Below are 26,742 nucleotides of genomic sequence, written 5' to 3' on the forward strand. Positions count from 1 at the left end.
GTCCGCCATCGCGCCCCGCGCCCAACGATGCAGCCCACCTAGAGATACCTATGTTTTCGACCATCAAAGGCCGTCTGGCCTTGGCCATGACCATGCTGAGCGCGCTTCTGATCGCGATCGGCGTGGTCGGACTGATCGGCATGAGCCGCTCCAACACGGTCACGCACGACCTGTTCTCCAATCAGATGCCCAGCGCCGTATCGGTGGGCAACGCCGAAATGTTCATGGCGCGCGAGCGGCTGAGTTTCGACCGCGCCGCCCTCAATGTCGGCACGCCCGCGGCAGAAGATGCCATCGACCGGGGCGCGCTGATGCGCAAGATCTCCGACGACGCCTGGGCGAAGTACGCCGGCCTGCCGCAAGGTCCGGGCGAAAAGCCGCTCGCGGACAAGTTCAACGACGAGCGCGTCTCGCTGCAAAAGCTGATCGACCATGGCTACGCCGACATTCGCGCGAAAGACCAGGCGAAGATCATCGACGATGCCAGCGCCATGCAAGCGTCCTTCAACCAGTTCGCGAAAGCGGGCGTCGATTTGCGCAAGCTCCAGTTCGAACAGGCGAACCAGGCGTACGACGCAGGCCAGTCGACCTTCGACCTGTTCCGCACGGTCAGCATCATCGCGATCCTGGTGGGCGTGGCCGCCGCGTTTTATACGTGGATCTCGCTGCGCAGCCGCATCTCCCGTCCGCTCGACGCCGCGCTCGCACAGTTTGACGCCATCGCGTCCGGCGACCTGCGCCGCAGCGTGACCATCACGTCGAACGACGAAATGGGCCAGTTGCTGCGCGGTCTCGCGGCCATGCAGTCGAGCCTCATCGATACGGTGCGCACGGTGCGCGGCGGCAGCGAGTCGATTGCATCGGCGACCAAGCAGATCGCGGCGGGCAACATCGATCTGTCTTCGCGCACGGAGCAGCAGGCCTCGGCGCTTCAGGAAACGGCATCGAGCATGGACGAGCTGACCGGCACCGTGAAGCAGAACGCCGACAACGCACGTCAAGCCAGCGTGCTCGCGGCTAACGCGTCGGATATCGCCGGCAAGGGCAGCCAGGTGGTCTCGCAAGTCGTGACCACGATGGGCGAGATCAACCAAAGCTCGTCGAAGATCGCGGACATCATCACGATCATCGAAGGCATCGCGTTCCAGACCAATATCCTGGCATTGAACGCTGCGGTCGAAGCGGCGCGCGCCGGTGAAGAAGGACGCGGCTTCGCCGTGGTGGCAGGCGAAGTGCGTTCGCTGGCGCAACGCTCGTCGGCGGCGGCGAAGGAGATCAAGGAACTGATCGACAACTCGGTGGAACGTGTGCAGTCGGGTACGGCGCTCGTCGATGAAGCCGGCCGCACAATGACCGAGATCAGCACCGCCGTGCAGCGCGTGACCGACATCATGGGCGAGATCGCGGCGGCGTCCGAGGAACAGAGCAGCGGGATCGATCAGGTGGCCCGCGCCGTCACGCAGATGGACGAAGTGACGCAGCAGAATGCGGCGCTCGTCGAGGAAGCGGCGGCGGCGGCGCAATCGCTCGAAGACCAGGCCGGCGCGTTGCGCACGGCGGTGGAAACCTTCCGCCTGCAGGACGAAGGCATGCGCGCAACGGCCTGAGCCTTTCCCTTCAAGCTGTGACACGCGGCTCGCGTTCCTTCCGGAACGCGAGCCGTGTTTCGTTTCAGACCTTGAGCACGCGCTTGCGCTTCGCTTCGCACTTGATGACCGGCACGGAGACGCGCTCCCGCAGATACTCCACCGTGCGCGCGCAACGTGCGGGCAACGGCCATTCGGCGCGGTGAATGAGCCACAGCGTATCGATGACGGGCGCGCCGCACTCCACGACACCGATCTCGTCCGCCCGTCCAAACGCAATGCGCGCATAACGCGGAATCACCGTAAAGCCGAGCCCGCGCGCGACGAATTCGGGAATCAGGCTGATCTGGTTGCTGAAGCCCTGCCGCCGCAAACTGCCGACGCCGGGATTGCCCGGAAAGCGCCGACTCAACAGACGGCTGGCGGTGGCGTGCGCTTCGGGATAGTCGATGAAGCCGAGCCGCTCCAGATCACTCCATTCGTGCACCTCTTCATGCGCGGGCACGACGAGTTCCAGCGGCTCCTCGATGAATCGGCTCGCAGCAAGACGCGGATCGTCCGGCTTCAAGGCGACGATGCCGAGGTCGTAGCGGCTTTCCAGCACGGCTTCGAGCACTTCGGAATCCGGCGCGAAGCGATGCCGCATTTTCCATTCGGGCCGTTGCTGCTGCAGGTCGAGCAGCAGCGGGAACAGCACGAGTCCGATACTGCCGGGCGTAATCAGCCCGACCTCGCCTGCTTCGTCTTCCGGGTCGGAGAGACGCGACGTGAGCCGTCTGTCCGCCAGTTCCATCTCGCTGCAATAGTCGAGCAGCGCGCGGCCCGCCGGGGTCAGCTCGATGCCGCGCGGACGGCGCACCACCAGCAAGCCAAGCTGGTCTTCGAGATGACGCAGATGCTGGCTGACAGCGGCTTGCGTCAGATCGAGCCGTTCAGCCGCGCGCGTGAAGTTGCCGAGTTCGACGAGCGCGAGAAAGGTGCGAAGCCATTGCGGATTAAGCATCACGAAATCTTATTGAACCAATAATTAGCAGATAGTTTTAATTATAGCGATGTAAGGGTAATCTCTGATGCCTCAACTCACTCGACCGCTTTCAGGGAACTCCGGATGTCAGCACTTTTTACCCCGTTCACATTGAAGGACGTCACGTTGCGCAACCGCATCGCGATCCCGCCGATGTGCCAGTACAGCGCCATCGACGGCTTCATCAACGACTGGCACCTCGCGCATTACACGAGCCTTGCACGCGGCGGCGCGGGCCTCGTGATCGTCGAGGCGACCGCCGTGTCGCCGGAAGGACGCATCACGCCGGGCTGCACCGGCCTCTGGGACGACGCGCAGATCGAAGGCATGAAGCAGATTGCGTCGGCCATCAAGGCGGCGGGCGCGGTGCCCGGCATCCAGATCGCGCACGCGGGCCGCAAGGCGAGCGCGAACCGTCCGTGGGAAGGCGACGACCACATCGAGGCCGGCGATGCGCGCGGCTGGGACACACTCGCGCCGTCGGCGGTGGCGTTCGGCGGCGGTCTGCCGAAGGTGCCCGCCGCGATGACGCTCGACGACATCGCGCGCGTGAAGGCGGACTTCGCCGCCACCGCGCGCCGCGCCCGCGAGGCCGGCTTTGAATGGCTCGAACTGCACTTTGCGCACGGTTATCTCGCGCAGAGCTTCTTCTCCGTCGATGCCAACCAGCGCGACGATCAATACGGCGGCGATCTTGCTGGCCGCAGCCGCTTCATCGTCGAGACCTTCGACGCCGTCCGCGATGTCTGGCCCGAGAACCTGCCGCTGACGGCGCGCTTCGGCGTGATCGAATACGACGGCCGCGACGAGGTCACACTCGCGGAATCGATCGAACTGACAAAGACGCTGCGCGGCAAGGGACTCGACCTGATGAGCGTGAGCGTGGGCTTCTCCACGCCGGATGTGAGCATTCCGTGGGGTCCGGCTTTTCTGGGGCCGGTGGCGCAACGCGTGCGGCATGAAGCCGGGATTCCGGTGGCGTCGGCATGGGGTTTCGATTCGCCGCCGAATGCCGAACACGCCGTCGAGTCGGGGCAACTCGATCTCGTGATGGTCGGCCGCGCGCATCTCTCGAATCCGCACTGGCCGTATCACGCGGCGAAGCAGTTGAAGGTCGAGAAGCCGTCGTGGTCGCTGCCTGCGCCGTATGCGCATTGGCTCGAACGCTACGCTGTCGCCGAGTGACGGCAGCTTCGGCTAGCGTGCCTTGCGGATCGCGGCGCGGGCCGCCTGCGCCGCAAGGTCCGCGTACAACTCGGCCCACTTGCCGAGCAGCGTGCTGTCGTTGGTAAGAAAGAGCGGCGCCGTGACCCAGGCGTTCACCGTGCCGTCGTGCGCGCTGTCTTCGAACACGCGCAGATCGCGATCCTCACTGACGCCCGCCCGCGCCAGTTCGGCGAACGACAACGCCTCTTCCACGCGCGATTCGTGCAGCGGCACGTCGCGCAGCATCGATAACGCGGTGCGTGCGCGGCGCGTCGCGCTCTCGCGGTTCTCGGCAAGGATGAAGATCACCAGCGCCGCAGGCGTTGCCACGCGCAACCGGTAAAGCTGCGCGCGACAGCGTTCGCTCAGTTGCGTGCTCATCGGACGGGTTCCATGCCGTGACGCGCCTTGACGGCATCGGCTTCGGGGGAAGCGGCATAGGCGAGAAACTCGCGTGCGAGTGCGGGCGCGCTCGCCGTGGCCGCGACTGCGCCCGTGAAGACCGTGAGCGTCTGGATGGACGGCGGCAACATGCCGAGCACATCGATGCCCGCCATCCCGATCATCTCGCTCATCTGCTGGAATCCCAGTTCCACTTCGCCGCGCGCGATCAACGTGCCGACTGCGACGCCTGGCTGTGCCTGCACACAGCGCGCCGCGATACGCCCGGCAATCCCCCAGCGCTCGAACAATTGCGTCAGATAGACGCCGCTCGGACCGGTCGAATAACCGATGCTGCGCGCCGCCAGCACCGCTTCGCGCACGGCGGCTTCATCGTGTATGTGCTGATGCGGCGCCCCGGTCTTCACGGCAACCGCTACGCCCGAGCGCGCGATGGCCACGCGGCTCTGTGCATCGACGTGACCCGCCGCAGCGAGTTGATCGATCACGTTCGACGCCAGCACGACGATATCGCACGCCTCGCCGGCCTCGACGCGCTTGCGCGCCGCCACGCCGCCCACGGACTCAATGGAAACGCGCCGGCCCGAATGCCTCGTGAAAGACGCGGCAAGCTCGTCGAGCAGACGGCGCGTGGCCATCGACGAGAGTCCGTTCAGTGCAACATCGGTCATTGCTCGAATCAGTCGATATAGCGCAGACCCGCCCGTTCGAGCGGCTCGCGCATGCTGTACATGTCGAGCCCGAGTATGCCACTCGCGAGCTTCTCGCGTTTTCCGGCTTCGAGCGCCTCGCGCGCGGACGCCTTGTCGAGCACCTGACGCGCCGATGCGGCCGGCACGACCACGACGCCGTCGTCATCCGCGACGATCACATCGCCCGGCGTCACCAGCGCCCCCGCGCAGACCACCGGCACGTTCACCGAGCCGAGCGTCGCCTTCACGGTGCCCTTCGCCGAAATGGCCTTGCTCCAGACCGGAAAGTTCATTTCGGTCAGCACGCGCACGTCGCGCACGCCGCCGTCGATGACGAGCCCCGTCGCGCCGCGCGCCTTGAAGCTGGTGGCGAGCAGGTCGCCGAAGAAACCGTCCGTGCAGTCCGCCGTGCAGGCCGCCACCACGATATCGCCGGGACGGATCTGTTCGGCCGCGACGTGCAGCATCCAGTTGTCGCCCGGCTGCAGCAGCACGGTCACCGCCGTGCCGCTGGCCTGCGCGCCGACGAACACCGGCCGCATGTACGGCTTCATCAGGCCGACGCGCCCCATGGCTTCATGCACGGTGGCCGAGCCGAGCGCGCAGAGCTTCGCGGCTGCGTCCGCATCGGCGCGTTCGATGTTGCGATACACCACACCCAGTTCAAACATGATCAACGTCCCTTTGCCTTGAGCGCCGCATCCAGACGCGGATATACACGGCGCGCGTTGCCTTCGTAAATCTTGTAGCGCGCTTCGGGCTCGATTTGCGCGGCCTCGACATAGCGCTTCGTATCATCAAAATAATGCCCGGTTTCCGGATCGATGCCGCGCACCGCGCCGATCATCTCGCTCGCGAACAGGATGTTATCGACGGGAATCACGCGCGTCAGCAAGTCGATGCCCGGCTGGTGATACACGCAGGTATCGAAGAACACGTTGTTGAGCACATGATCCTTCAACAAGGGCTTTTTCAGTTCCTGCGCGAGACCGCGGAAACGGCCCCAGTGATACGGCACCGCGCCGCCGCCATGCGGAATCACGAACTTGAGTGTCGGGAAATCGCGGAACAGGTCGGAGGTCAGGCATTGCATGAATGCCGTGGTGTCCGCGTTCAGGTAATGCGCGCCGGTCGTGTGGAAGCACGCGTTGCAGCTCGTGCTGACGTGAATCATCGCGGGGAGGTCGTACTCGACCATCTTCTCGTACAGCGGATACCAGCTGCGATCCGAGAGCGGCGGGCTGGTCCAGTGCCCGCCCGACGGATCCGGATTCAGGTTCACCGCCACATTGCCGTACTGCTCGACGCACTTCACCAGTTCGGGAATGCACGTCGCGACATCCACGCCCGGGCTTTGCGGCAGCATCGCGGCGGGAACGAACGAGTCGGGAAACAACTGGCTCACGCGATGGCACAGCTCGTTGCAAATCGCGGCCCACGTGCTCGACACTTCGAAGTCGCCGATGTGATGCGCCATGAAGCTCGCACGCGGACTGAACACGGTGAGATCGAGGCCGCGCTCGCGCATCAGGCGCAGCTGATTGCTTTCGATCGACTCGCGCAGTTCATCGTCGCTGATGCGCAGTTCGGAGACAGCGGGCTTTTCCGCCGGACTCTTGATGCCGGCAATCTGCCGGTTGCGCCAGGCTTCGAGCGCCTTGGGCGCAGTGGTGTAGTGGCCGTGTATGTCGATGATCATCCGTTATAGCTCCAGGGACTAGTGTGCTGCGGTGGTCTGCGCATGCGCTTCGTCAACGTGCGTGCGTTGCGCGACCAGAATCGAAATGGCGGCGAGCGTGGCGGGCACGGCGAGCATCGCGAGGATCGCGCCGAATTCCCAGCCGAGGCCCAGCAGCGCGCCGCCGAATGCGGAACCGAAGATGCTGCCGAAGCGGCCCACGCCGAGCATCCAGCTCACGCCGGTGGCGCGCGCGACAGTGGGATAGCGGCTCGGCGCGAAGGCGTTCAGGCCGGTCTGCGCGCCGCTCATGCAGAAGCCGGCCGCAAACACCAGTACCGCGAGCGACGACGACAGCGCGCCGATCCATGCAAGGCCCAGCACGCAGACCGCTCCGCCGAGATAGGCGGCGCTGATGACCGGCGCGGGGCGCGCCCGGTCCATGATCCAGCCGACCAGGATGGCGCCGATCGTGCCGCCGATCTGGAACATCGCGGTGACGTTGGCGGCCGCCGAGACGGTGAGGCCCGCGTCCTTCATCAGCGTCGGCAGCCAGCCGGTCAGCAGGTAGATCACCAGCAGGCCCATGAAATACGTGACCCACAGTGCGGCGGTCAACAGTCCGTAGCCGTGCGAGAACAGCACGCCGATGGGCCGCTTGGTAGGCAGCGGCGGCTCTTGCGACACGAAGGTTTCGTTGCCGTCGAAGCGCGCGCCGCACACGCGGCCCAGCACCTTGCCGATGCGCTGCGCCGTCGCGCCGCGCACGGCGAGCAGACGCGCGGACTCGGGCAGCAGCCAGATTTGCAGCGGAATCAGCGCGAGCGGCAACGCGCCGCCGAAGATCAGCACCGAGCGCCAGCCGTGTACCGGAATCAGCGCACCGGCAACGAAACCGATCAGTGCCGAACCGAGATTGAAGCCCGTGAACATGATCGTGATGAGCAGCGCGCGCTTGCGTTGCGGCGCGTACTCGGAGAGCAGCGTGGTCGTGTTGGGCATGGCGGCGCCGAGGCCGATGCCGGTCAACAGGCGCAGCAACGCCATGCTCGCGGGCGAGTTCGTGAACGCGGTCGCGATGGTGAACACGCCGAACAGGAACACCGAGGTAATCAGCACCCACTTGCGGCCGATGCGGTCCGAAGCTGGTCCCGCCGCCAGCGCGCCGATCACGAGGCCCAGGGGCGCCGCGCTCATGACGAGCCCGAACGCCGGTCGCGAGATGTGCCAGTCCGCGATGATCGACGGCGCGACGAAGCCCATGATGGCCACGTCCATGCCGTCCGCCGCGACGATGAGAAAGCACAGCGCCACCAGCAGCCACTGGTACGCGGAGATCGGGCGCTCGTCGATGAAGCGCTTGATGTCGATGGTTTTACCGTTTGTCATGTCTGTCTCCTCCACGTGTCGTTCAGTTCTTGCTCTTGTCCCAGTCGAGCTTGTCGGCGCTCTTGCCCGCGACCGAATACAGCGCACCGGGCGCATTGCGGGTCTTCTGGAATTCTTCGAGGGTTTCGCCGCGCATGGCGGCATAGATATGCAGGTTCGATACGCCCGTCACCGCGCCGAGCTTTTCGAGCATGAAGAAGATGACGCCGTAGTGCAGCAGGCCGCGCCAGTCGCGACGGCGGATCAGGTCGCGTTCCTGTTCGGAAAGACCGGCCGCTTCGAAGCTCGCTTCTTCATCGGCCTTGAAGGCGTCCCGATGCGCGGGCTCCACCATGCGATGCAGGTAATCGTTGATTCGATACGCGCGCACGGCGGTTTCGATCGAGAACGGATAGGTGCCGTCGAGCTGCTCGACATCGGTGAGCTGCACCGCCATCTTCTGGCGATGACGCTCGATGATCGCGGGCTTCGTCTCGCTGCCCTCGCCTTCGTAAATCGCCGTGGCGATGCCGGCCATCGACGGCAGGTAGTAGCTGCGGTGCTTGCACACGACAGTCGACGACAACGCGCCGCGCATCGTGAGCCACATGATGACTTCAGCGCCTTCGTAGCCGCCGAGCGTCGCGTACTCGGCGAGCGTCATGTCCGCCAGTTGCTCGGGATCGCGCTCGAAGAGATCGAGAAAGCGCGCGTCCCACTCCGTGTTGTTGAAGCCCGCGCGTTCGCCGTGAACCTGATGCGAGAGACCGCCGGTCGCGAGAATTGCCACCTTGAGGTCTTCCGGATAACTCTCGATGGCGCGGCGCAGCGCCTGCCCGAGTTTGTAGAAGCGGCGTGCGCTCGGCACCGGCAATTGCAGCACGCCCATTTGCAGCGGCACGAGCTTGACCGGCCAGGCGGGCTTGTGCGGGCACAGCATCGAGAGCGGCGAGAAGCAGCCGTGATCCAGCGGCTTGTTCTGGAAGAACGACATGTCGAACTCGTCGCTCATCAGCGACGTGCCGATATGCGCGGCCAGTTCCGGATGGCCCTTGATCGGCGGCAGATCGCGCGCGCCGCCGCCTTCGTCCGCGACGCTCCATTCAGGACCGACACCCAGCGTGAACGCCGAGTAATGATCGAAGAAGAAGGACGTGACGTGGTCGTTGTAGATCGAGATGATGACGTCGGGCTGCTTCTCCGCGATCCAGTCCGCGAGCGGCGCGAAGTTTTCGAAGATCGGCGCCCAGACGGGATCGTCGCGCTTGTTCTTGTCGAACGCGAAACCGATTGTCGGCGTGTGCGAGGCGGCAATGCCTCCAATGATCCGTGCCATGTGCGCTACTCCTTCGAAATGCGTCGCCGGGCGGGCGTGCTTCAGGGAAAACTGAAGTCGAAGGGTAGCGGAGATCGCGCGTTGTCAGGGACTACGCGTTAACCAGAAGATAGCTTTTATGGAAGGGGCGGGGTGCAGCTGGAAGGCCGCTACGACAAGCCTCGGCGGCAGTGGCTCACACGCCGTTCGCCGCGTGCCGCGATAAACAAAACAGATGACAGGGGAAGCAGGACGCAAGGAGGGCCGTGGAATCGCCATCCGCGCGCCTCGTGCGGGTTCCAGCAATCAACGAGCGATCGACCCCGCCTGCGACACACCATTCCAGTCCGCGCCATATCCACCGACCGCAGCCTGATGCGCTGCCTTGTGAAATTCCGCGGCCTGCATTTCGCCTTCGGGGAAATAGGCCCAGGCGGTCGGGCTGTAGCCGGCCTTCTCGGCCTGAACCAGGTCGGCGCGTACCTGCGCGCGGGTCAGGGGCGGTGAATCGGCCTGCGCGAACGTGATGGCCGGAGCCGCAACAGCCAGCGCAACGACGACCCTGATGAGCGATTTCATGGCAAACCCCTGTGTTGCGGCGCGCTGCGCCCACGTTGTACTTCACTCGTGGGAAAAGCTTAGCAGCGCGCCTGGACAGGGTAAATGCCGGAGCGGGTGATCGGGATCGCTAGTGAGTCAACCGCACCGGGAAGTCAGCGCGGTGTCATGCGGTCGATCTTTCGCGGACAGATTCGCGACAGCATTGCGCGACTTCAGAAGGTATGCCGGATCCCCGCAATGATCGAGATCTGGCCGCCGCCGGCGGGCGGACTCGCGGTGGGCGACAACGTGGTCGCCGCGAGTGCGAGGTTGCCCGAGTTGTTGATGTGTTCGCCGGTCAGATAGAGCAAGGTCCGCTTGGACAACAGATACTCGCCGCGCAGCACTTCGATGAGCGCCTTGTTCGGTGATTGATCGTATCGGAGCTGGGCCACCATGCCGTCGATATGAAAGAACGGATTCACCGGCACGGTTCCCGACACCCAGAACAGATTGCTTCTCGGCGTGGCGATGCCGTCGTCGAGGCGACGTATCCAGCCCACGCCCAGCTTGGTCCCATGGAATTTGACATATCCGCCCAGCGTGATGCGGGCATCGGCCTTGTCCGGTGAGGTGAGCCCGCCCCAGGTCGCCGCCGTGCCGCCGTAGTTCCGCTCGTAGGAAGTCGCCACGCCCCACGTATGCGCGTCGTACTTGAGCAGCGCCGACCATTCCCGGCACTGATTCGACGGCGTGGTCTGCCCCGGGCAATTCGTGGCGACCGAACTGTTGCCCGCCACGGCGTCGCGGCCGAAGCTGTAGTTCACGCCGCCTTCGAAGTCGCCGAGGAAGTAGCGATAGCTCACCGAGTTGTCGGCCCGCGCATTGGCAATGCCGTTGTCGAGCGTCGTGATGCCTTGCGCACCCGTGCCGAACGGGTTGATGAACGACACGCCATAGAAACGCATCGTGTACTGGCGGCCGAAGGTGAGCCGTCCGTATTTCCCGTCGATGCCCACGTAGGATTGACGCCCGAACAGACGGCCGCCCTGCCGCGAGGCGCCGTTGGTCGGCTGGAAACCGCCTTGCAGGTCGAAGATGGCCCGCATGCCGCCGCCGAGGTCCTCGACCCCGCGAATGCCGAAGTAGGACGTGGCGGTGCCGTCGCCGGTGCGCCAGCTGTTCCTGGTGGCGTTCTTGCCGTTCGCCACGTTGTTGACGAACTCCAGGCCCTGATCGATCAGGCCATACATGGTGACCGAGCTTCCGCCCAACGGCAGAGGTGCGCTCGACGTCTGGCCTTCAGCATTCGCCCACGCGGGAACGATGCTCATCAATGCTGCGCAGGCCCACGCTGCGTTCCGGTGATTCATGATCGACGCTGTCTCCTTGACGGGATCCGTACTTGACCCCGCAGGCGCGACAGCAATCGCCTTCAGGTGTGGATCTCGTTCTTTTCATGTGTGTGTGTAACGCACACAAATTCTGCCAGCAGGAGGAGGCGTCGATATTGAATAAAACTGCGTGCCGATTGAAGGAATGGTTAAGGCAGATTCCGGCCTGGGGGCCGGCGCCGATCTACAGGTCGTTCAAGCGGTTTCCACCGCCTGGGTGAATTCCAGAACGATGAACTCGGCCGGCCGCACCGCCGCCAGGCCGATCTTCGCGATCATCTTGCCTTGAGCAATGTCGTCGGCCGACATGGTGATGTCCTTGCCGATCTGCACGAAGTAAGCCTCGTCTTCAGACGCGCCGGCCAGCGCACCCTGCTTCCACAACTGATACAGATAACTGCTGATGGCCGATCGCACCTTTTCCCAGGTCAACGGCGCATTCGGTTCGAACACCATGTTCTGCATAGCGTTATCAACATCGCGTTCGACGCTGTTGAACAGACGTCGTACCGAGATATAGCGCCAGTTGTCGCTGTCTTCGAGCGTACGCGCACCCCAGACGACGGGTCCAGTGCTGTCGAATGAGCGAATCATGTTGATGGCACGGCCGCTGGTGTACTGCGCCTGAAGGTCGTCCGTCACGTGATGAATTGGCGTATAGCCTGCCGGCAAGGGCATGTTGGCCGGCGCCTTCCAGACACCTCGCTGGCGGTCGTTCTTGCAGTAGAGGCCGGCCATGACGGCGCTTGGAGCAACGTCGGCTACGCTCCACGGCGTCTTGATGTAGGGATAGTAGACCGCTTCACAGGCTTTCGACACGTAGCCTGCCGCTGCCGTCGCGTCCTTGATCTCGTCGTGGGGTCCATCGAGAATCCTGAAAACAGAATCCGGCAATCCTGCGACGTGTTCCTGAAACGCAGGCATGGCTCCATCATTCGCGACCACCAGCGTAATAGCTGAACCCAACTGCTTCGCGGCTGGGACAAGGTTGTTGTAGTTGACCGCATAGCAAGGCCCACCGCCCACTTCGAAATAAGCCTTCAGACCCGCATGCTTCGCTGCGGTCAGATCAATTTTTCCCGAATAATAGGCGAGCACATCGAGCCAATTATTGAACCGCACGGGCTCGCTCGGGAAACCGCTAGGCATGGTGATCAACGGCACCGCCGTCGACAGCATACTGACCGATGCCGCAGTTGAAGCATCTTCCTTGATATAAACACCGGGGTAAGTTGTTTCGACGGTCATCGGGTCGGTCTCCGCGTGAAGTGATGACTTCCATTATGCGAAGCTCCCCAGAAAACTCTTAACCGACATTACAAAATGACCTTTCGGTGCAGAACGTTGATTCCCCTTCCTATGTTCGAACGGAGTTGAAGCACAACCGAAAGATTTCAACCGGCATAGCGAAGTGCCGCATGCCGGTCACTGCGCTCACCTCATCCCCATACCTCATCCGGCACGGGCAAGCCTTCCAGATCCGCCCTGGTCAACGGACCATCAGGCGTCACGCCATGCGTCTCCAGCATCAGCATGATCTGCCGCGTGTGCTGCGTGGCGTGCCATGCCGTGCGTTCCAGCACTTCGTGGAAGGGTCGCGTGCCGTAGTAGGTCGACACCGTGTAGTTCACCTCGGGGTCCGGTTCCGCGGCCCACCACGCATCGAAGCGGCGATGCACGTCGTCGCCCCAGCGGGCGATGTCGTCCGCCGTCCACGTCTCGGGGGGCACCTCGTCGAAGCTCTCGAAGCGCAGCAGCAGCCCTTGCGACGCTTCCATGCCCATCTCCGCGATGCGGTACACGTGGTAGCACAACTGCGCGGGCGTACGCCGCCGGTCGCGAAACGGTTCGTGCAGATGTTCCGGCGCGAACTGGCGCACATAACGCGATACCGCACTCATCACCGTGTCGAGCCGTTGCACCAGCATGCGCGGCGGCAAGGGCTCGGCGAGCGTCGTGCGCAGGTCGAGAAACTTCACCACGTCCTTGAGCGATTGCGCGAACGTGTAGCGCGCGCCGATGGACACCACCGGCACGCTGCGCACGCCGAGCGCGAACAACTCGGCCTGCGCTTGCGGGTCGTTATGCACGTCGCGCGATTCGAACTCGACGCCCTGCTGCGTCAGGAACTCTTTCGTGCGCAGGCACGACGAGCAGCCCGGCTGCCAGAAGACCTTGATGCGCGCACTCGTCGCGATATCGGTCATGAGTCTCCTCCGTTGCGTTGCATTGCATCGCGCGAGATCGAACCACGCGCGCTAGTCGTAAATGCGCATCGCCATGTCGTGATGCGCGGCGATGCGCGCCTCGAACGCGCGCGTTGCCTCCGTGATGTTCACGCCGCGAAAACCGCCGCGCACCGCCTTGCTCGCCACGTCCTTGTAAGTCGGCAACAGGCCCGGCGCGAGCGGCTGCGCATCCGGAATCGCCAGCCATAGACGATACAGCAGACGGCGCCGTCCCGGTTCCGGCCAGTCCTCGTAGCTGGTGCGCGAATGCAGTTGCGTATGGTTGTTGAGGAACTGCATGTCGCCGGGTTCGAGATGCATCGCGAAGCGCACATCCTCGCGGGCGAGGATGGCGTCGAAGAGATCGAGCGCCTCGGTCTGCGCCTGCGTCAGGCGCGGCAAGTCGGGAAAGCCATCTTGCGCGCCCTTGATATGGTTGCGCACATGACGGCACGCGAAGTGGCCTTCCGTGACCGAGAACACCGGCGACTCGTACCACAGCCCTTCTTCCGGCGCCTGCTCGCCCTGCCGGCTGAAAATGAACGGCTCGTACAGCACCGCGACGAGATCAGGGCGTTCCTGAAGCATCACGTTATGCGCATGCACCGAACTCGCGATCAGACTCTCGCCGCCGCGCTTCGCCGCGTTCACGCACATGAGTCCGACGATATCGGCGTTGTCCGCATGGAAGTCGAGCTTCGAGTTCGTGTTGTAGCCGCGGCCCGTGGTGCTGCGATAGGTTCCGCCGGCATCGGTGACATCGGACATGAACTGGCTCTGCTTGCCTTGCGGACGCGGCACACCCATATGCAGCCCGAGCCCCCAGAACAGCAGACGCAGATGCGCCGGCTCATGGCGCGCCACCGGAAAGCCGCGCAACACCATCACACCGAGTCCCTGCTGGGTCTCGTCATGCACGACAGCGAGCGCGGCGCGGCCGGCGGCGCCGAGCGGAAAGTCTTCCACGCCGAGATCGAACAGCGTCTTGCCCGATGCCACCGCTGTGCGCATCGCCGTTTCGAAATCGGCGATGGCGTCGTCCGACAAACGATGAAACCACGCCTCGGTCTGCGCGAGGTCCGGTCCTTTCCAGCCCGCGCGGCTTGCAACCTGCTGAATCATGAAGCTCGTCTCCTATATCGGTCTACGTTCGCTCAATGCTCGATCTGTGCCGCACGGTACGCGTCCTGTTCGGCGTCGAGCTTCGCGAGCCGGTCCGCATCCATGCCGAGCATGCGCGCCGGATTCTCGCGCACCATCTTGCGCACCGCGGTCTCGGACATGCCCAGCGCGAGGAACGTGCCGATCAGCATGCGCATCGTCTCCGGACCCGGCGGCGACCATTCGAAGAAGTAGTCCGTCGTCAGGATGACCTTGTCTTCGCCGATATCGCCGACCACATCCGCGAAGTCCTTCGGCTTCATGCGCATCAGCGGCGGCAGGCAGCCGAGCGCACAGAACTCGCACACCGCGCCGAGCGCGCACATGTCGCGGATTTCCTGGCGGTTCGCGCCCACCGAGTTGCTGTCCGGATGCGAGAAGATCACTTCGTTGATGCCGTAGTCTTTCGCTTCCAGCGCGAGCGCGATCGACTCCGTCGGCGAAACGTGTCCCGTGCAGATGGTCATGCCGTACTGGCGCGCGCAGTCGAGGCACTCGCGCGTTTCCTGCAGCAGCTTGCCATTGGAGCCCGTCAGCCGGATGCCCTTGCCCGGCCGCAGCGTGCCCTCGGCGCGGTCGAGAAAATGCCGCAGATGCCGGCTCATGCCGCCGCGCTCGATGTCATGCTCGGCGCTCCAGGTCGGCATGAACACGACTTTCGCGCCCTGCTTCGCCGCGCTTTCGATCGCCAGCGGATTGAGCCCGCCCACCGCGTAATTCAGCGTGATGCTCGGGAAGATCTCGATGCCCGGCACCATGTTGCTCAGGTGATACGCGCGGCCCACGGTCGGGAACATGTGTGACTTCAGCACGATGCCGAGCATGCCGGCATTGCGCGCGATCGACATTTCGTCGATGTCTTCCAGACGCGTCTTCGCCTCGAAGCTGATCTCCGGGAAGCCGTGATGATGCAGGTCGATGGCGCCCTTCAGGATGCGGTCCGTGACGGTCGCGCCGCCCGGCGGATACGGATAGTAGTTCGATGTCATGCGTGGGGTCTCCTGTATCTTTCGCTACGTTCGTTAGTCGAGACGCTTCTTCACGTCCGCGAGAATGTGAGCTTCGAACTCGCGCATCGTCTCGATGCCGAGCGCGCTGTTGGTCTCTGCGAGACTCGCCATGCGCTCGACCCACGCGCGCGAGTCGCCGCTTTGCTTGAGATCGGCGAGAAAGTCCTCGACGATGCGCACGGTCAGCCGCACCGTGCTGCTCGGGAACAGCGCGATCGCAAAGCCCAGTTCCTGCAGTTCCGCCGCGGAGAGCAACGGCGTCAGTCCCGATTCCGACATGTTCGCGACCAGCGGCCCGCCCGCCAGTTCGCGTCCGATGATCTCCAGTTCTTCAAGCGACTGCGGCCCGTCGACGAACACGACATCCGCACCCGCATCGCGGAACATGCGGCAGCGTTCAAGCGCTTCGTCCAGTCCGTGCGGACCGCGTGCATCGGTGCGCGCGATGATCACGGTGTCCGGATTGCTGCGCCCTTCGAGCGCGGCGCGCAGCTTGCGCAACGCCACCTCGCGCGACTCGACGATCTTCGCGTCCATGTGGCCGCAGCGCTTGGGCCACGCCTGATCCTCGATCTGGATCGCGGCCACGCCCAGGCGCTCCATGCCCTGCACGGTGCGAATCATGTTGGTGACGTCGCCGTAGCCGGTGTCGCAATCGACGATCAGCGGCACGTCGGCGACGCGCGTCGTGGCGAGCACGGCGTTCTCGATCTCGCCATACGCGACCAGCCCGATGTCCGGCACGCCGTAGCGCGACGCCGCCGTGGCATAGCCGCTGAGATAGGCGGCCTCGAAACCGGCGCGCGCGATCATGCGGATTTCCAGCGGCGAGCCGCCGCCCGGCACGACGACGATGTCCTTCCGTTGCAGGCGTTCGCGCAACACGCTGGCATGCGATGCAGATTTCATGACTTGTTTTCAGGTTGGGGATAGCGTCGCGACGCGATCCGTTGCAGGAAATTGACGAGCTGGTCGAGGGCCACCGCGAGCACCAGCACGAGCAGCACGCCAAAATAGACGTTGGGGGTGTTGAAGAGCGTGCGGTTCTGCGTGATGACGAAGCCGATGCCCGAGGTCGCGGCCATCATCTCCGCGACCACCACGCCGATGGCCGTCATCGCACTGCCGAGACGCATGCCCGACAACACCGAAGGCACCGCGGCGGGCAGCATCACGTGACGCACCAGCTGCATGCGGCGTGCGCCCATGCTGCGCGCCGCCACGAGCAGTTGGCGGTCCACCGTGCGCACGCCCGCGGCGGTGGCGAGCAGCATCGGAAAGAAGCCGTAGACCGCGCCGAACACGATCTTCGATTCCATGCCGATGCCGATCCACGCGGTCAGCAGCGGGTAGAGGATCACGAGCGGCACCGCATACAGCGACGACGCCAGCGGCAGCAGCGTGTCGCGCAGCGCGGCCACGCTGCCGAGCAACAGCCCGCACGCACCGCCCACCACGAACACGATGGCCAGCGCGGCCGCCATCTCGGCCACTGTGGACGCGAGGTTCAATGCGAACATCGGACCGTTGTCGAAACCGGCCACGAGCGTGGACGACAGCGGCGCGAGCATCACCTCGGGCACCCAGCCGAGACGCGGCGCCAGCTCCCAGAAGACGAGCAGCAACACGATGCAGACCAGCCGCAACGCCGATGCGCTCAGCGCAGGACGACGCGGCGCGCGCTCGGCGGCTGCTTCTGCGGCGGCGGGCGCGTGCTTCGTGCGGACCAGGGGCGGCGAGATCATGCGTGCTCCACCGTGCGGATGAGTTCCCAGATCTCGTCGCGCAGTTCGCCGAAGCGCGCGGTCGCCATCGTCTTGAAGGTGCGCGGACGCGGCAGGTCGATCTGGATGCGCTTGATGATGCGTCCCGGACGCGCCGCCATGACGACCACTTCATCGCACAGATAGACGGCTTCCGTGAGGCTGTGCGTGACGAACACCACGGTCTTGCGATGCTGCTCCCAGATGGACAGCAGTTCGTCGCCGAGCGAGAGGCGCGTCTGTTCATCGAGGGCGGCAAACGGCTCGTCCATCAGCAGCACGCGCGGGTTCTGGCAGAAGCCGCGCGCAATCGCCACGCGCTGCTTCATGCCGCCGGACAGTTCGTGCGGACGGCGGTCGAGGAAATCCTTCAGTCCGACGCGCGCCAGCATCTCGCGCGCGAGCGGCCGGCGCGTCGCCACGTCGATGCCGCGCAACTCCAGCGGAAACTCCACGTTCTCCAGCGCGGTCTTCCAGGGAAGAAGACTCGACTCCTGGAACACGACGCCGATTTCCTCCGGCTCCGGCTGCGTGATACGCCGCTCGCCCACGCGGATGCAGCCCGCGCTCGGCGCGAGCAGGCCTGCCATCATCATCAGCAGCGAGGACTTGCCGCAGCCGCTGGGACCGACCAAGCCGATGAACTTGCCGTTGTCGATGCTGAACGATACGTCGTCGAGCGCGTGGACCGGCCCGCTCTTCGATTGATAGGTTTGCGACACGCCGTCGATGTGCAGCGCGGCGGTCTCGTTGCGAGAGAGTGCGTTCGGTGTGCTCATTCGAATTGTGTGTTGTCGTGGGGTTGTGCAAACATCGTCAGCCGCGCCAGGCGCCGACCCGATGCTCGTACCAGCGCAATGCTTCGTTCACCATGATCGACACGAGGCTCGCGAGCACGATGCCCGCCAGCAGACTGACGATGTCGAAGTTCATGCCCCAGTTGGCGATCAGATAGCCGAGCCCGGCGCGTGACACGTACATCTCCGCGAACAGCACGCCGGTGATGTTGAAGATCATGCCGAGGCGCAGGCCTTCGAGAATCACCGGGAGCATCGCGGGCAGATACACATGACGATAGATCTGCGCGCGCGTCGCACCGAACGAACGGGCCGTGCGCACGTAGTCCACCGGCACGCTCTCGGCCGCCGCGATGGCCGCGACCACCAGCACGAAGATCGCCTGGAACATGCCGAAGGCCACTTTCTGCGAGAAGCCCATGCCGAGCGCGAGAATGAAGACCGGCAGGAACACCGACTTCGGCACGCTCGACATGAAATAGAACAGCGGCCGGAACGCCGCGCCCCAGTACGCGTTCTCGCCGAGGAACAGGCCCAGCGCAATGCCCACCGGCGTGACCAGCACCACCGCCAGCATCACCTCGCCGAGCGTCACGCCGAGGTGATGCAGCGACTGCGCATCGCCGAGCAGATGGAGCATGCGGGCGAAAACTTCGGCCGGTCCGGGCAGCAGCATCGGATCGACGAAGCGGCCCGCCACCGTCAGGTGCCACGCGAGCACGAAGCCCGCGATGATCGCCGCCTGCGTGAAACGTCGTGCCCAGGGGCTCATGGCGTCACCGCTCATGGGGCCACCGTTTTCACGGGCACGAAGCGCGTGGTGAACAGGTCCTTTGCGGGCGGCGTGTCGTTCATGCCGGCGAGCTTCGCGAGCTTGAGCGATTCCTCGACCCACTCGGCCTTGATCGAACCGTCAGGCGAGAGGCCCTTGATGGTGTTGTCGTATTCGAGCTTGGCGATTTCCGGCGGCAGACCGGTCTGCTTCTGGATGAAGGCAATCGTCCACTCGGGGTGCGCCTGCATGTAGACCACCGCGCTGTACAGCGCCACCAGCGTCTTCTTCACGCCGTCCGGGTTCTTCGCGAGGATCTCGTCGGAGGCCATCCACACGTCGGGCACATTGGCGGGCATGGCCTTGCCGAAATCGACCAGACTGCGGCCCGTGCCCGCCTGCAACATCTTGTAGCTGAGCGGCGGATACGCGACGATCGCGTCCACGTTGCCCGACAGCAGGTTCGGCACCATGCCCGGACCGCCCACCGGAATGCGGTTCACCGGCGCACCCGCTTCGTTGGCCGCCCACAGCCCGAAGAAGTCGGTCGTGGAGCCGGTGGCCGAGATGCCCACCTTCTTGCCCCCGAGATCCTTGACGCTCTTGAGCGGCGAATCCTTCTTGACGATCACGTCCCAGCCGCGCGGCGTCAGCGAGTCCGCGCCGACGATGGTCGCCTTCACGCCGCGCTTCTTCGCCAGCGCGAGGCCCGGCGGAAAGAAATTGACGATATCGACTTCGTTGGCAGCCAGCGCCTCCATGCAGGCCGCGCCGCCCGGAAAGCCGGTGAACTGCGTCTGCACGCCCACCTTGTCGAATAGTTTGAGCTCCTGGGCGGCCATCACGGGCAGCACCGGCCCGTAGTTGCTCGTCCCGCCGATGCGCACCACATCCGCCGCATACGCGCCCGCCGCGCACATCCACCCCGATACCGCCAGCGCCACCGCGCCCAAGCGCATCAAACCCTTCATGCTGTCTCCGATTGTGTAGTGTTGTGGATCAAAGTGTCGAACACTTTTGTTTGAATTAAATGTTAAAACGTATGGCGCGTCAACGGAAACTATTGGACAATCCGCTCATGGACTTCCCTCATATCCCTGTTTCCGCTGACCTCGAAGCCGACATCGAAAGCGTCGGCCGCTCGGGCGAAACCGTCGAGCGCATCGCGGCCGAACTGAAGAACCGCATCCTCGAAGGGCGACTCGTGCCCGGCCAGCGGCTGATTTCACGCGATATCGTCGAGCAGCTCGGCATCAGTCGCGGCTCGTTGCGTGAAGCGTTCCGGCGGCTGGAAGCGGACGGTCTGATCGATGTCGTGCCGAATCGCGGCGCGGTGGTGCGCAGTCTGTCGGCGGCCGAGGTGGCGCACGTCTATCAGATTCGCGAGGCGCTCGAAGGTTATGCGGCCCGCGTGGCCGCGCAGAACATCGATGTCGGCGACAACCGCGCGCGCTTCGTCGCGGTGCTGGAGCAGGGCCGCGTACACAACGATCGGCCGGACTTCCAGCGCTTCATCGTCGACAACCGTGCGTTTCATCAGGAAATCGTGCACATGTGCGGCAATCCGCAACTGGGCGAACTGATCGACAAATATCAGCTGCCGGTGTTCATGATCCAGTTGCGCCAGCAGATCGGCAGCGCGCAGATGATGAAGAACGCGCTCGCGGAACATGAGGACATCGCCGAGGGCATCCTCGCGGGCAATGCGGACATGGCTTATCAGGCCATGAAACGCCATCTCTGGCATTCCGCCGACCTGATCCTGCAACTGCCCGCGCTCGCGGGCCTGGGTGCGCCGCTGAGCTGAAATTGCGGTTTGAAGGAGGAGACAGTCATGACATCCCACATAACAACTCATCAGGATGGCGAAGAATGAGCGCGCAAACGATGTTCGACAAGGTCTGGAACGCGCACGTCGTCGAGGAATTGAGCGACGGCACCACGGTCCTGCATATCGATCGCCATCTGCTGCATGAACTGACCGCCGTCGAAGCGATCCGCGTGCTGGAGCGGCGCGGGCTCGGCGTGCGCGACGCGAAGCTGACCTTCGCGACGCCGGATCACGTGATATCGAGTGTGCCGGGACGCCGCGCCGGCGACCAGCCGTGGGCCACGGAAATGGTCGAGGCGTTCCGCGAGCAGACACAGCGTCTGAAGATCGAGCGCTTTGATCTGGACGACGCGCGCCAGGGCATCGTCCACGTCATTGCGCCGGAACAGGGCCTGACCTTGCCCGGCACCACACTCGTCTGCGGCGACAGCCATACCTGCACGCATGGCGCATTCGGTGCGATGGGCTGGGGCATCGGCTTGTCGGAACAGGTGCAGGTGCTGGCGAGCCAGACCTTGCGCCAGCGCAAGCCCGCGCGCATGCGCGTGACGCTGCGCGGCACGCCCGCGCGGCGCGCGACGGCCAAGGACGTCATCCTGCATGTGATCGGCAAGCTGGGCGTGGCGGGCGCGGTGGGTCACGCGCTCGAATTCGCCGGCGACGCGGTACGCGGCTTCGACATGGAAGCGCGCATGACGCTCTGCAATCTCGCGATCGAGATGGGCGCGCGTCTCGGCATGATCGCCCCCGACGATGTCACGTTCGACTATCTGCGCGGCCGTCCTTATGTGCCGCAAGGCGATGCGTTCGATACCGCCGTTTCCGCATGGCGGCAACTGGCGACGGACGCCGACGCCATCTTCGACAAGGACGTGGACGTGGATATCGAAGGCATCGATGCGCAGATCACCTGGGGCACGACGCCCGAGCAGGTGGTGTGCATCGACGGCTATGTGCCCGATCCCGCCGCCGAGCCGAATCCGCAACGGCGCGCACAGTCGGAAGCCGCGCTCGGCTATATGCAACTCAAGCCCTTGCAGCGCATGGAAGGCACGCGCATCGACCGGGTGTTCATCGGTTCATGTGCGAACAGCCGCATCTCCGATCTGCGCGCCGCCGCGCAAGTCGTGCGCGGCGCGCGCGTGGCGAAGCACGTGAACGCGTGGGTCGTGCCGGGCTCTCTGCCGGTGCGCGAACAGGCCGAACGCGAAGGGCTCGAACAGATTTTCCGCGACGCGGGCTTCGAATGGCGCGAGCCGGGCTGTTCGATGTGCGTCGGCGCAAACGGCGATCTCGGCGCAAGCGGCGAACGCTGCGTGTCGACCTCGAACCGCAATTTCGTCGGACGGCAGGGACCGGGCGTGATGACGCATCTCGCCAACCCGGCAACGGCCGCCGCATCAGCGCTTGCAGGCGAAATCCAGGGGGCCGCATGAAAGCCTTCGACGTGTGTACGGGACATGCCGCGGTGATCGACCGCAATGATGTCGATACAGACCTGATCGTGCGGATCGAGCGCATCTCGCAACTGAAGCGCGGCGAGTTTCAGCCTTGGGCGTTCGAGACGCTGCGCTATCGGCCGGACGGAACGGAGAACCCGGAGTTCGTGCTGAACCAGCCGCCGTTTCGCGACGCACGTATTCTCGTGACAGGCAAGAACTTCGGCTGCGGCAGTTCGCGCGAAATGGCCGTGTGGGCACTCGACGAGTTCGGCATACGCTGCGTGATCGCGTCGAGCTACGGTGACATCTTCTACAACAACTGCTTCCAGAACGGCGTGCTGCCCGTGCGTCTCGCGCCTGAAGAGATTGCCGCCATCATGCCGGTTGCGGCGCGCGGCGAGTTGCTGACGGTGGACCTGCACGCGTGTGAGGTGCATGTTCCGGGCCTCGAAGCGTTTGCGTTCAGCCTGCCCGAATCGCAGCGCGTTGCATTGCTGAACGGTCAGGACGATGTCGATCAGGCCGTGGCCCGAGAAGCGCGTGTCGCCGAGTTTCAACGCGCGGACCGCGCGCGGCGGCCATGGGTTTATGCTTCGGCGTGACCCTCACGCACGCACCGACACCATGACACCGGAAGAACTCTCGGCAATTTATCGCGCGTATATCGACTGCCTGAATGCGCAGGACTGGGACCATCTCGGCAACTTCGTCGACGAAACCGCACGGCACAACGGACGTGCGTTCGGCCTGGCGGGTTATCGGCGAATGCTGGAGCAGGACTTCCGCGATATTCCGGATCTGCGCTTCAACATCGAGTTGCTGGTGGCGGAACCGCCGCGCATTGCCAGCCGTCTGCGCTTCGACTGTTCGCCACGAGCGGACTTCATGGGCCTGAAGATCGACGGCCGCCGCGTGACGTTCTGCGAGAACGTCTTCTATACGTTCCGCGACGGCAAGATTACCGAGGTCTGGTCAGTGATCGACAAGACCGCGATCGAAGCGCAGCTTTAGGCTCTAAGCGCTATCCGTGAAGAACCGGCCGACGATCTCGTCGCGCAACCGGCCGACGCCCTGATCGCCCGGCTTGCGCGGCCTCGGCAGCGTGACGTCGATCACATCGCCGATACGCCCTGGCCGCGCCTCCATCACGACAATCCGATCCGACAGCAACACGGCCTCTTCGACATCGTGCGTCACCAGAACCATCGTGATGCGCTCATGCGCCCAGATGCGCTGCAACTCGGCTTGCAGACGCGAGCGCGTGAGTGCGTCGAGCGCGCCGAAGGGTTCGTCGAGCAACAACAGGCGCGGCCGGTTGACGAGCCCGCGTGCAATCGCGACGCGCTGCGCCATGCCGCCCGACAACTGATGCGGATAGTGCCGCTCGAATCCTTCGAGACCGACGAGCGCGACATGCTCCGCGACCGCACGCGTCTTCTCCGCCCGGGTGAGCGGCGCATTGCGCAGCGCCACGGCCACGTTCTGCGCGACATTCAGCCAGGGAAAGAGCCGATGATCCTGGAACACGATGCCGCGTGACAGATCCGTCGTCACGACGCGCTCTCCGTCGAACTCGATCTCACCGTCATGCGCGGGATCGAGCCCGGCGATGAGGCGCAGCAGCGTCGATTTTCCGCAGCCGCTGGCGCCGACGATGCTCACGAACTCCCCGCTCGCAATCGACAACTCGATGCGATCCAGCACCGGCGGCGCGGTGTCGTCGTTGAAGCGCTTGCTCACGTGCCGCAGCGTCAGGCCGCTTTCCTGTTCAATCAGGCTTGTCATGTTCATTCTCCTCAAACCGCGCGCGACGCGCCGAACCAGCGGCGCTGCACGCCGCGCGCAAGGGCATTCAACGCCCATCCCGTGATTCCCACCACGATTACGCCGAACACGACGAGATCCATGCGGAACTGTTCGCTGCCGTCCACGAGCAGATTGCCGATGCCACTGCCCGCCACGAGCAGATACTCCGCGCCGAGCGTCGCGAGCCACGAATAGATGAGCGCGAGATAGACGCCCGTGAAGATGGACGGCAAGGCGGCGGGCAGCACGACGAACGCCAACGTCTGCAAGCGGCCATAACGGTAGGCGCGCGCCACGTCGAGATACGTGGGCGACACAGCGCGAATGCCGTCGCTGGTGTGCACGACGACCGGCACCAGCGCGGCCAGCGAGAGAAACACGACCTTCGCGACATCGCCGAGCCCGAACCACACGGAGATCAACGGGATCCACGCGAACAGCGAGACCTGCTTGAACGTATTGAAACTCGGCGCGATGGCGCGATTCGCCAGCTTCGACACACCGAGCAGCGCCCCGAGCACGAGTCCGAGCGTTGCACCGATGGCAAAGCCCGTCAGTTCGCGCGCCAGCGAGGCCGAGAGCGCACGCGTCAGTGCCCCGCTGCGGGTTTGCTCGACGGCCGTCTGCCATACGCGCCCCGGCGAGACGAGGATGCCGTGATCCGCCTGTGCGTGACGCGTGAGCCACCACCACAGCGCGAGTCCCGCGACGGGCAGCACGGCGCCGCGCCATGAGCCTTTGACCGCGATCTGTTCCTGTTCCAGCGTAGACATGTTCTTATCCTCAGTCGACGCGGCCGCGCTGGAGCCTGCGTTCGAACGCCGTGAGCAATCGATCCGCCGCGTAACCGATCGCGCCGACAATCAGCACCGAAGCCAGCACGAGATCGAGCTGAAACAATTGCCGTCCATAGACGATCAGATAACCGAGCCCTTCCGACGACGCGACGAGCTCCACCACCACCAGCGTGAGCCACGCTTTCGTGAACGCGAGCCGCACGCCAGTGCCGATCACTGGAATCGCGGCGGGCAGCGTGACGCGCGAGATCACTTGCCAACGTGTATAGCGATACGCCGCTGCCACTTCCCGCAAACCGCGCGGCGTGTTGCGAAAGCCTTGCAGCGTGGAGAGCGTGACCGGCACGAGCGCCGCGTGGCCGATCAACAAATACTTCAACGGCTCGCCGATGCCGACCACGATCATCAGGAACGGCAGCCAGCCGAGCACCGGCACCTGCACGATGGCGTTGAAGCTCGGCAGCACCCAGGCTTCGAGCGTCCGCGACAGACCGAGCGCGCCGCCCAGCAGCACGCCGAGCGCCACGCCGCCGCCGAAGCCCACTGCCGCGCGCGTCATGCTCGCGGAAAGATGCATCCATAACTCGCCGCTCTTCACCAGCGCGGCCAGCGTGTCGAAGACGAGCCCGGGCGGCGGGAGCACTTGTGCCGAGATCCATCCATAGTGCGATCCCAGCACCCACAGCAGCGCGCAGCCTGCGGGCAGGAGCCAGGGCAACGCGGTCCAGCCGGCAGCGCGCAGCGCGTCGTTGGAAAGCGCCCGGTGCGCACGTACGCTGGGCAACGCTACACGAGTCAGGGTACGGGCCATCTTTACAGGTCTCCTCGAACCATCAAGCGATGGGTTTGCCCGCCGCATCGAAACGCGGCCAGTAAGCTTCGAGCTTCAGCGTCTTCAACGCCTGATCGAGATACTTCGGCTCGAACCAGCCGTTCACGCTCACGGGCTGACGGATCAGGTTGAGACGCAGCGCATCGTCGGCGACGGACTGATAGCGCGCCACCAGAAACGGATCGATCAGCGGCGACATACGGTCCTTCAACGGCTGCTTCGCATACTCCGCTTGCCACGATTCGGTCGGCACGCCACTCTTTGCCCACAGCGTGAAGAGCGCATCGCGGTTGGCTTCGTCGGAAGACCATTGCGCCGCCTGCACGACCGCCGTCACCACTTTCTGCACGATCTCGGGGTGCTTTTGCTCGTAGTCGTCGAGCACGAGCAAGTGAGCCTGCCGCGTCAGTTGCACGCCGTCGTCGCGCGATGCATAGACGATCTTCGCCAACCCCTGACGTTGCAGCTTGAACAGCGAGTAGTCGAGGAACACCGCATCGACACCCTTCGATGCAAGCGCCGCCTGCGCAGCCGCCGTGTCGAGATTGATGACGCGCAGATCGCGCTCGCTCAGGCCGTTTTCCTTGAGGACGTTGTCCGCCACCAGTTGCAGATTGGTCCCGCGAAACACGCCGACGCGCTTGCCCTTCAGGTCCTTCACGCTCTTGATGGCGGAATCCGGCGGCACGGCCAGATACACGCCCGTGCGCACGTTCGACGCGAGCAGCAGATGCGTCTTCAAGCCATTCGCGCGGCCCAGCACCGAAGGCAGATCGCCTTGATAAGCAAAGTCGATCTGCTGGTTCGCGAGCGCCTCGTTCACGGCCGGGCCGGCGCCCTTGAAGAACAGCCATTGCACCTTGGCCTGCCCGGACAACGCATCTTCCACGCGATGCTGCAACTGCGCGGTCGCGGCCGGTGACCCGCCGAACGTGGGCGGATCGCCGCTGCCCTGTTGCGCCACGCCGATACGGACCACGGTGGGATCGGCTGCTTGCGCAGGAGTGTTGAGCGCGACGAACAGCGTCGCCGCGAAGGCGAGGAACTTGAATCGTGAGGTCATCTTGCTCTGGCTGAAGAAGGGTTGACGCCGCTATA

Annotated in this window: 28 protein-coding genes; 6 read left to right on the plus strand and 22 right to left on the minus strand. The window is 64.5% G+C overall.

Annotated elements, in window-relative coordinates; translation table 11 throughout:
- Positions 1-50: 50 nt before the first annotated feature.
- Positions 51-1,607 (plus strand): methyl-accepting chemotaxis protein, encoded by a 1,557-nt coding sequence (locus QCE88_RS29270; RefSeq protein WP_309908438.1) that lies wholly within the window; start codon positions 51-53, stop codon positions 1,605-1,607.
- A gap of 64 nt (positions 1,608-1,671) precedes the next feature.
- Here the strand turns inward: QCE88_RS29270 and QCE88_RS29275 are convergent, their stop codons facing one another.
- Positions 1,672-2,589 carry a LysR family transcriptional regulator gene (locus tag QCE88_RS29275; protein ID WP_309908440.1) on the minus strand — a complete coding sequence of 306 codons (918 nt, stop codon included), beginning with the start codon at positions 2,587-2,589 and terminating at the stop codon, positions 1,672-1,674.
- Positions 2,590-2,694: 105 nt separating this feature from the next.
- Between QCE88_RS29275 and QCE88_RS29280 the strand changes: the two genes are divergently transcribed.
- Complete coding sequence (locus tag QCE88_RS29280; protein WP_309908442.1) at positions 2,695-3,795, plus strand: NADH:flavin oxidoreductase/NADH oxidase; 1,101 nt, start codon at positions 2,695-2,697, stop codon at positions 3,793-3,795.
- Between the two features lie 12 nt (positions 3,796-3,807).
- Here QCE88_RS29280 and QCE88_RS29285 read toward each other — a convergent pair whose 3' ends face one another.
- The 17 genes from QCE88_RS29285 to QCE88_RS29365 all read right to left on the minus strand — a co-directional run bounded on the left by QCE88_RS29285 (position 3,808) and on the right by QCE88_RS29365 (position 19,907).
- Positions 3,808-4,197, minus strand: a complete 390-nt coding sequence (locus tag QCE88_RS29285; protein WP_309908443.1) for a hypothetical protein — start codon at positions 4,195-4,197, stop codon at positions 3,808-3,810.
- Entirely contained in the window at positions 4,194-4,889 is a 696-nt protein-coding gene (locus QCE88_RS29290; protein ID WP_309908444.1) for a substrate-binding domain-containing protein, read from the minus strand. Before QCE88_RS29290 ends, QCE88_RS29285 begins: the two co-directional genes overlap by 4 nt.
- 8 nt (positions 4,890-4,897) lie before the next feature.
- Positions 4,898-5,581: a 4-carboxy-4-hydroxy-2-oxoadipate aldolase/oxaloacetate decarboxylase gene (gene ligK / locus QCE88_RS29295; RefSeq protein WP_309908445.1), complete on the minus strand. Its 684-nt coding sequence runs from the start codon at positions 5,579-5,581 to the stop codon at positions 4,898-4,900.
- A 2-nt stretch (positions 5,582-5,583) separates the two neighbouring features.
- Positions 5,584-6,609 carry an amidohydrolase family protein gene (locus QCE88_RS29300; protein WP_309908446.1) on the minus strand — a complete coding sequence of 342 codons (1,026 nt, stop codon included), beginning with the start codon at positions 6,607-6,609 and terminating at the stop codon, positions 5,584-5,586.
- 18 nt (positions 6,610-6,627) lie between these two features.
- Positions 6,628-7,977 (minus strand): aromatic acid/H+ symport family MFS transporter, encoded by a 1,350-nt coding sequence (locus QCE88_RS29305; RefSeq protein ID WP_309908447.1) that lies wholly within the window; start codon positions 7,975-7,977, stop codon positions 6,628-6,630.
- 22 nt (positions 7,978-7,999) lie between these two features.
- A complete protein-coding gene (locus tag QCE88_RS29310) occupies positions 8,000-9,292 on the minus strand; it encodes a gallate dioxygenase (RefSeq protein WP_309908449.1) in 1,293 nt (430 codons plus the stop codon).
- Positions 9,293-9,577: 285 nt separating this feature from the next.
- Positions 9,578-9,850: a DUF4148 domain-containing protein gene (locus tag QCE88_RS29315; protein ID WP_309908451.1), complete on the minus strand. Its 273-nt coding sequence runs from the start codon at positions 9,848-9,850 to the stop codon at positions 9,578-9,580.
- A gap of 194 nt (positions 9,851-10,044) precedes the next feature.
- Positions 10,045-11,184, minus strand: a complete 1,140-nt coding sequence (locus tag QCE88_RS29320; protein ID WP_309908452.1) for a porin — start codon at positions 11,182-11,184, stop codon at positions 10,045-10,047.
- Between the two features lie 216 nt (positions 11,185-11,400).
- Entirely contained in the window at positions 11,401-12,453 is a 1,053-nt protein-coding gene (locus tag QCE88_RS29325) for a phage tail sheath C-terminal domain-containing protein (RefSeq protein WP_309908453.1), read from the minus strand.
- 191 nt (positions 12,454-12,644) lie between these two features.
- The gene (locus QCE88_RS29330; RefSeq protein WP_309908455.1) at positions 12,645-13,412 is read right to left on the minus strand and encodes a glutaredoxin domain-containing protein; all 768 of its coding nucleotides are present in this window, start codon (positions 13,410-13,412) and stop codon (positions 12,645-12,647) included.
- Between the two features lie 51 nt (positions 13,413-13,463).
- Positions 13,464-14,555 (minus strand): TauD/TfdA family dioxygenase, encoded by a 1,092-nt coding sequence (locus QCE88_RS29335; RefSeq protein ID WP_309908457.1) that lies wholly within the window; start codon positions 14,553-14,555, stop codon positions 13,464-13,466.
- A gap of 32 nt (positions 14,556-14,587) precedes the next feature.
- Complete coding sequence (locus QCE88_RS29340) at positions 14,588-15,583, minus strand: DUF6282 family protein (protein WP_309908458.1); 996 nt, start codon at positions 15,581-15,583, stop codon at positions 14,588-14,590.
- A gap of 33 nt (positions 15,584-15,616) precedes the next feature.
- Positions 15,617-16,513 (minus strand): isocitrate lyase/phosphoenolpyruvate mutase family protein, encoded by an 897-nt coding sequence (locus QCE88_RS29345; protein ID WP_309908459.1) that lies wholly within the window; start codon positions 16,511-16,513, stop codon positions 15,617-15,619.
- Entirely contained in the window at positions 16,510-17,349 is an 840-nt protein-coding gene (locus QCE88_RS29350) for an ABC transporter permease (protein WP_309908461.1), read from the minus strand. Before QCE88_RS29350 ends, QCE88_RS29345 begins: the two co-directional genes overlap by 4 nt.
- Positions 17,346-18,146 carry an ABC transporter ATP-binding protein gene (locus tag QCE88_RS29355; RefSeq protein ID WP_309908463.1) on the minus strand — a complete coding sequence of 267 codons (801 nt, stop codon included), beginning with the start codon at positions 18,144-18,146 and terminating at the stop codon, positions 17,346-17,348. Before QCE88_RS29355 ends, QCE88_RS29350 begins: the two co-directional genes overlap by 4 nt.
- A gap of 37 nt (positions 18,147-18,183) precedes the next feature.
- Positions 18,184-18,936: an ABC transporter permease gene (locus QCE88_RS29360; RefSeq protein ID WP_309908464.1), complete on the minus strand. Its 753-nt coding sequence runs from the start codon at positions 18,934-18,936 to the stop codon at positions 18,184-18,186.
- Positions 18,937-18,947: 11 nt separating this feature from the next.
- Entirely contained in the window at positions 18,948-19,907 is a 960-nt protein-coding gene (locus QCE88_RS29365) for an ABC transporter substrate-binding protein (protein WP_309908466.1), read from the minus strand.
- A gap of 107 nt (positions 19,908-20,014) precedes the next feature.
- Between QCE88_RS29365 and QCE88_RS29370 the strand changes: the two genes are divergently transcribed.
- The 4 genes from QCE88_RS29370 to QCE88_RS29385 all read left to right on the plus strand — a co-directional run bounded on the left by QCE88_RS29370 (position 20,015) and on the right by QCE88_RS29385 (position 23,220).
- Entirely contained in the window at positions 20,015-20,743 is a 729-nt protein-coding gene (locus tag QCE88_RS29370) for a GntR family transcriptional regulator (RefSeq protein WP_309908467.1), read from the plus strand.
- A gap of 65 nt (positions 20,744-20,808) precedes the next feature.
- Complete coding sequence (gene leuC, locus QCE88_RS29375; protein ID WP_309908468.1) at positions 20,809-22,203, plus strand: 3-isopropylmalate dehydratase large subunit; 1,395 nt, start codon at positions 20,809-20,811, stop codon at positions 22,201-22,203.
- Positions 22,200-22,811 (plus strand): 3-isopropylmalate dehydratase small subunit, encoded by a 612-nt coding sequence (gene leuD, locus QCE88_RS29380; protein WP_309908469.1) that lies wholly within the window; start codon positions 22,200-22,202, stop codon positions 22,809-22,811. The genes leuC and leuD overlap by 4 nt, the downstream gene beginning before the upstream one ends.
- Before the next feature lie 22 nt (positions 22,812-22,833).
- Positions 22,834-23,220, plus strand: coding sequence for an ester cyclase (locus QCE88_RS29385; protein WP_309908470.1), 387 nt, complete (start codon positions 22,834-22,836; stop codon positions 23,218-23,220).
- Positions 23,221-23,223: 3 nt separating this feature from the next.
- Here the strand turns inward: QCE88_RS29385 and QCE88_RS29390 are convergent, their stop codons facing one another.
- From QCE88_RS29390 to QCE88_RS29405, 4 genes are read right to left on the minus strand one after another with little or no spacing between them, the layout of a single operon-like run.
- Complete coding sequence (locus QCE88_RS29390) at positions 23,224-23,994, minus strand: ABC transporter ATP-binding protein (protein WP_309908471.1); 771 nt, start codon at positions 23,992-23,994, stop codon at positions 23,224-23,226.
- 11 nt (positions 23,995-24,005) lie between these two features.
- Positions 24,006-24,788, minus strand: a complete 783-nt coding sequence (locus tag QCE88_RS29395; RefSeq protein WP_309908473.1) for an ABC transporter permease — start codon at positions 24,786-24,788, stop codon at positions 24,006-24,008.
- Positions 24,789-24,798: 10 nt separating this feature from the next.
- Positions 24,799-25,623 (minus strand): ABC transporter permease, encoded by an 825-nt coding sequence (locus QCE88_RS29400; RefSeq protein WP_309908474.1) that lies wholly within the window; start codon positions 25,621-25,623, stop codon positions 24,799-24,801.
- Positions 25,624-25,645: 22 nt separating this feature from the next.
- Entirely contained in the window at positions 25,646-26,707 is a 1,062-nt protein-coding gene (locus tag QCE88_RS29405) for an ABC transporter substrate-binding protein (protein WP_309908476.1), read from the minus strand.
- Positions 26,708-26,742 lie beyond the last annotated feature (35 nt).

This window comes from Caballeronia sp. LZ035, from assembly GCF_031451175.1.
Classification (GTDB): domain Bacteria; phylum Pseudomonadota; class Gammaproteobacteria; order Burkholderiales; family Burkholderiaceae; genus Caballeronia.

Excerpts from the sequence above, each read along its gene's own strand:
- QCE88_RS29270 (WP_309908438.1), top strand. The coding sequence starts at position 51 with ATGTTTTCGACCATCAAAGGCCGTCTGGCCTTGGCCATGACCATGCTG.
- QCE88_RS29275 (WP_309908440.1), bottom strand. The coding sequence starts at position 2,589 with ATGCTTAATCCGCAATGGCTTCGCACCTTTCTCGCGCTCGTCGAACTC.
- QCE88_RS29280 (WP_309908442.1), top strand. The coding sequence starts at position 2,695 with ATGTCAGCACTTTTTACCCCGTTCACATTGAAGGACGTCACGTTGCGC.
- QCE88_RS29285 (WP_309908443.1), bottom strand. The coding sequence starts at position 4,197 with ATGAGCACGCAACTGAGCGAACGCTGTCGCGCGCAGCTTTACCGGTTG.
- QCE88_RS29290 (WP_309908444.1), bottom strand. The coding sequence starts at position 4,889 with ATGACCGATGTTGCACTGAACGGACTCTCGTCGATGGCCACGCGCCGT.
- ligK (WP_309908445.1), bottom strand. The coding sequence starts at position 5,581 with ATGTTTGAACTGGGTGTGGTGTATCGCAACATCGAACGCGCCGATGCG.
- QCE88_RS29300 (WP_309908446.1), bottom strand. The coding sequence starts at position 6,609 with ATGATCATCGACATACACGGCCACTACACCACTGCGCCCAAGGCGCTC.
- QCE88_RS29305 (WP_309908447.1), bottom strand. The coding sequence starts at position 7,977 with ATGACAAACGGTAAAACCATCGACATCAAGCGCTTCATCGACGAGCGC.
- QCE88_RS29310 (WP_309908449.1), bottom strand. The coding sequence starts at position 9,292 with ATGGCACGGATCATTGGAGGCATTGCCGCCTCGCACACGCCGACAATC.
- QCE88_RS29315 (WP_309908451.1), bottom strand. The coding sequence starts at position 9,850 with ATGAAATCGCTCATCAGGGTCGTCGTTGCGCTGGCTGTTGCGGCTCCG.
- QCE88_RS29320 (WP_309908452.1), bottom strand. The coding sequence starts at position 11,184 with ATGAATCACCGGAACGCAGCGTGGGCCTGCGCAGCATTGATGAGCATC.
- QCE88_RS29325 (WP_309908453.1), bottom strand. The coding sequence starts at position 12,453 with ATGACCGTCGAAACAACTTACCCCGGTGTTTATATCAAGGAAGATGCT.
- QCE88_RS29330 (WP_309908455.1), bottom strand. The coding sequence starts at position 13,412 with ATGACCGATATCGCGACGAGTGCGCGCATCAAGGTCTTCTGGCAGCCG.
- QCE88_RS29335 (WP_309908457.1), bottom strand. The coding sequence starts at position 14,555 with ATGATTCAGCAGGTTGCAAGCCGCGCGGGCTGGAAAGGACCGGACCTC.
- QCE88_RS29340 (WP_309908458.1), bottom strand. The coding sequence starts at position 15,583 with ATGACATCGAACTACTATCCGTATCCGCCGGGCGGCGCGACCGTCACG.
- QCE88_RS29345 (WP_309908459.1), bottom strand. The coding sequence starts at position 16,513 with ATGAAATCTGCATCGCATGCCAGCGTGTTGCGCGAACGCCTGCAACGG.
- QCE88_RS29350 (WP_309908461.1), bottom strand. The coding sequence starts at position 17,349 with ATGATCTCGCCGCCCCTGGTCCGCACGAAGCACGCGCCCGCCGCCGCA.
- QCE88_RS29355 (WP_309908463.1), bottom strand. The coding sequence starts at position 18,146 with ATGAGCACACCGAACGCACTCTCTCGCAACGAGACCGCCGCGCTGCAC.
- QCE88_RS29360 (WP_309908464.1), bottom strand. The coding sequence starts at position 18,936 with ATGAGCCCCTGGGCACGACGTTTCACGCAGGCGGCGATCATCGCGGGC.
- QCE88_RS29365 (WP_309908466.1), bottom strand. The coding sequence starts at position 19,907 with ATGAAGGGTTTGATGCGCTTGGGCGCGGTGGCGCTGGCGGTATCGGGG.
- QCE88_RS29370 (WP_309908467.1), top strand. The coding sequence starts at position 20,015 with ATGGACTTCCCTCATATCCCTGTTTCCGCTGACCTCGAAGCCGACATC.
- leuC (WP_309908468.1), top strand. The coding sequence starts at position 20,809 with ATGAGCGCGCAAACGATGTTCGACAAGGTCTGGAACGCGCACGTCGTC.
- leuD (WP_309908469.1), top strand. The coding sequence starts at position 22,200 with ATGAAAGCCTTCGACGTGTGTACGGGACATGCCGCGGTGATCGACCGC.
- QCE88_RS29385 (WP_309908470.1), top strand. The coding sequence starts at position 22,834 with ATGACACCGGAAGAACTCTCGGCAATTTATCGCGCGTATATCGACTGC.
- QCE88_RS29390 (WP_309908471.1), bottom strand. The coding sequence starts at position 23,994 with ATGACAAGCCTGATTGAACAGGAAAGCGGCCTGACGCTGCGGCACGTG.
- QCE88_RS29395 (WP_309908473.1), bottom strand. The coding sequence starts at position 24,788 with ATGTCTACGCTGGAACAGGAACAGATCGCGGTCAAAGGCTCATGGCGC.
- QCE88_RS29400 (WP_309908474.1), bottom strand. The coding sequence starts at position 25,623 with ATGGCCCGTACCCTGACTCGTGTAGCGTTGCCCAGCGTACGTGCGCAC.
- QCE88_RS29405 (WP_309908476.1), bottom strand. The coding sequence starts at position 26,707 with ATGACCTCACGATTCAAGTTCCTCGCCTTCGCGGCGACGCTGTTCGTC.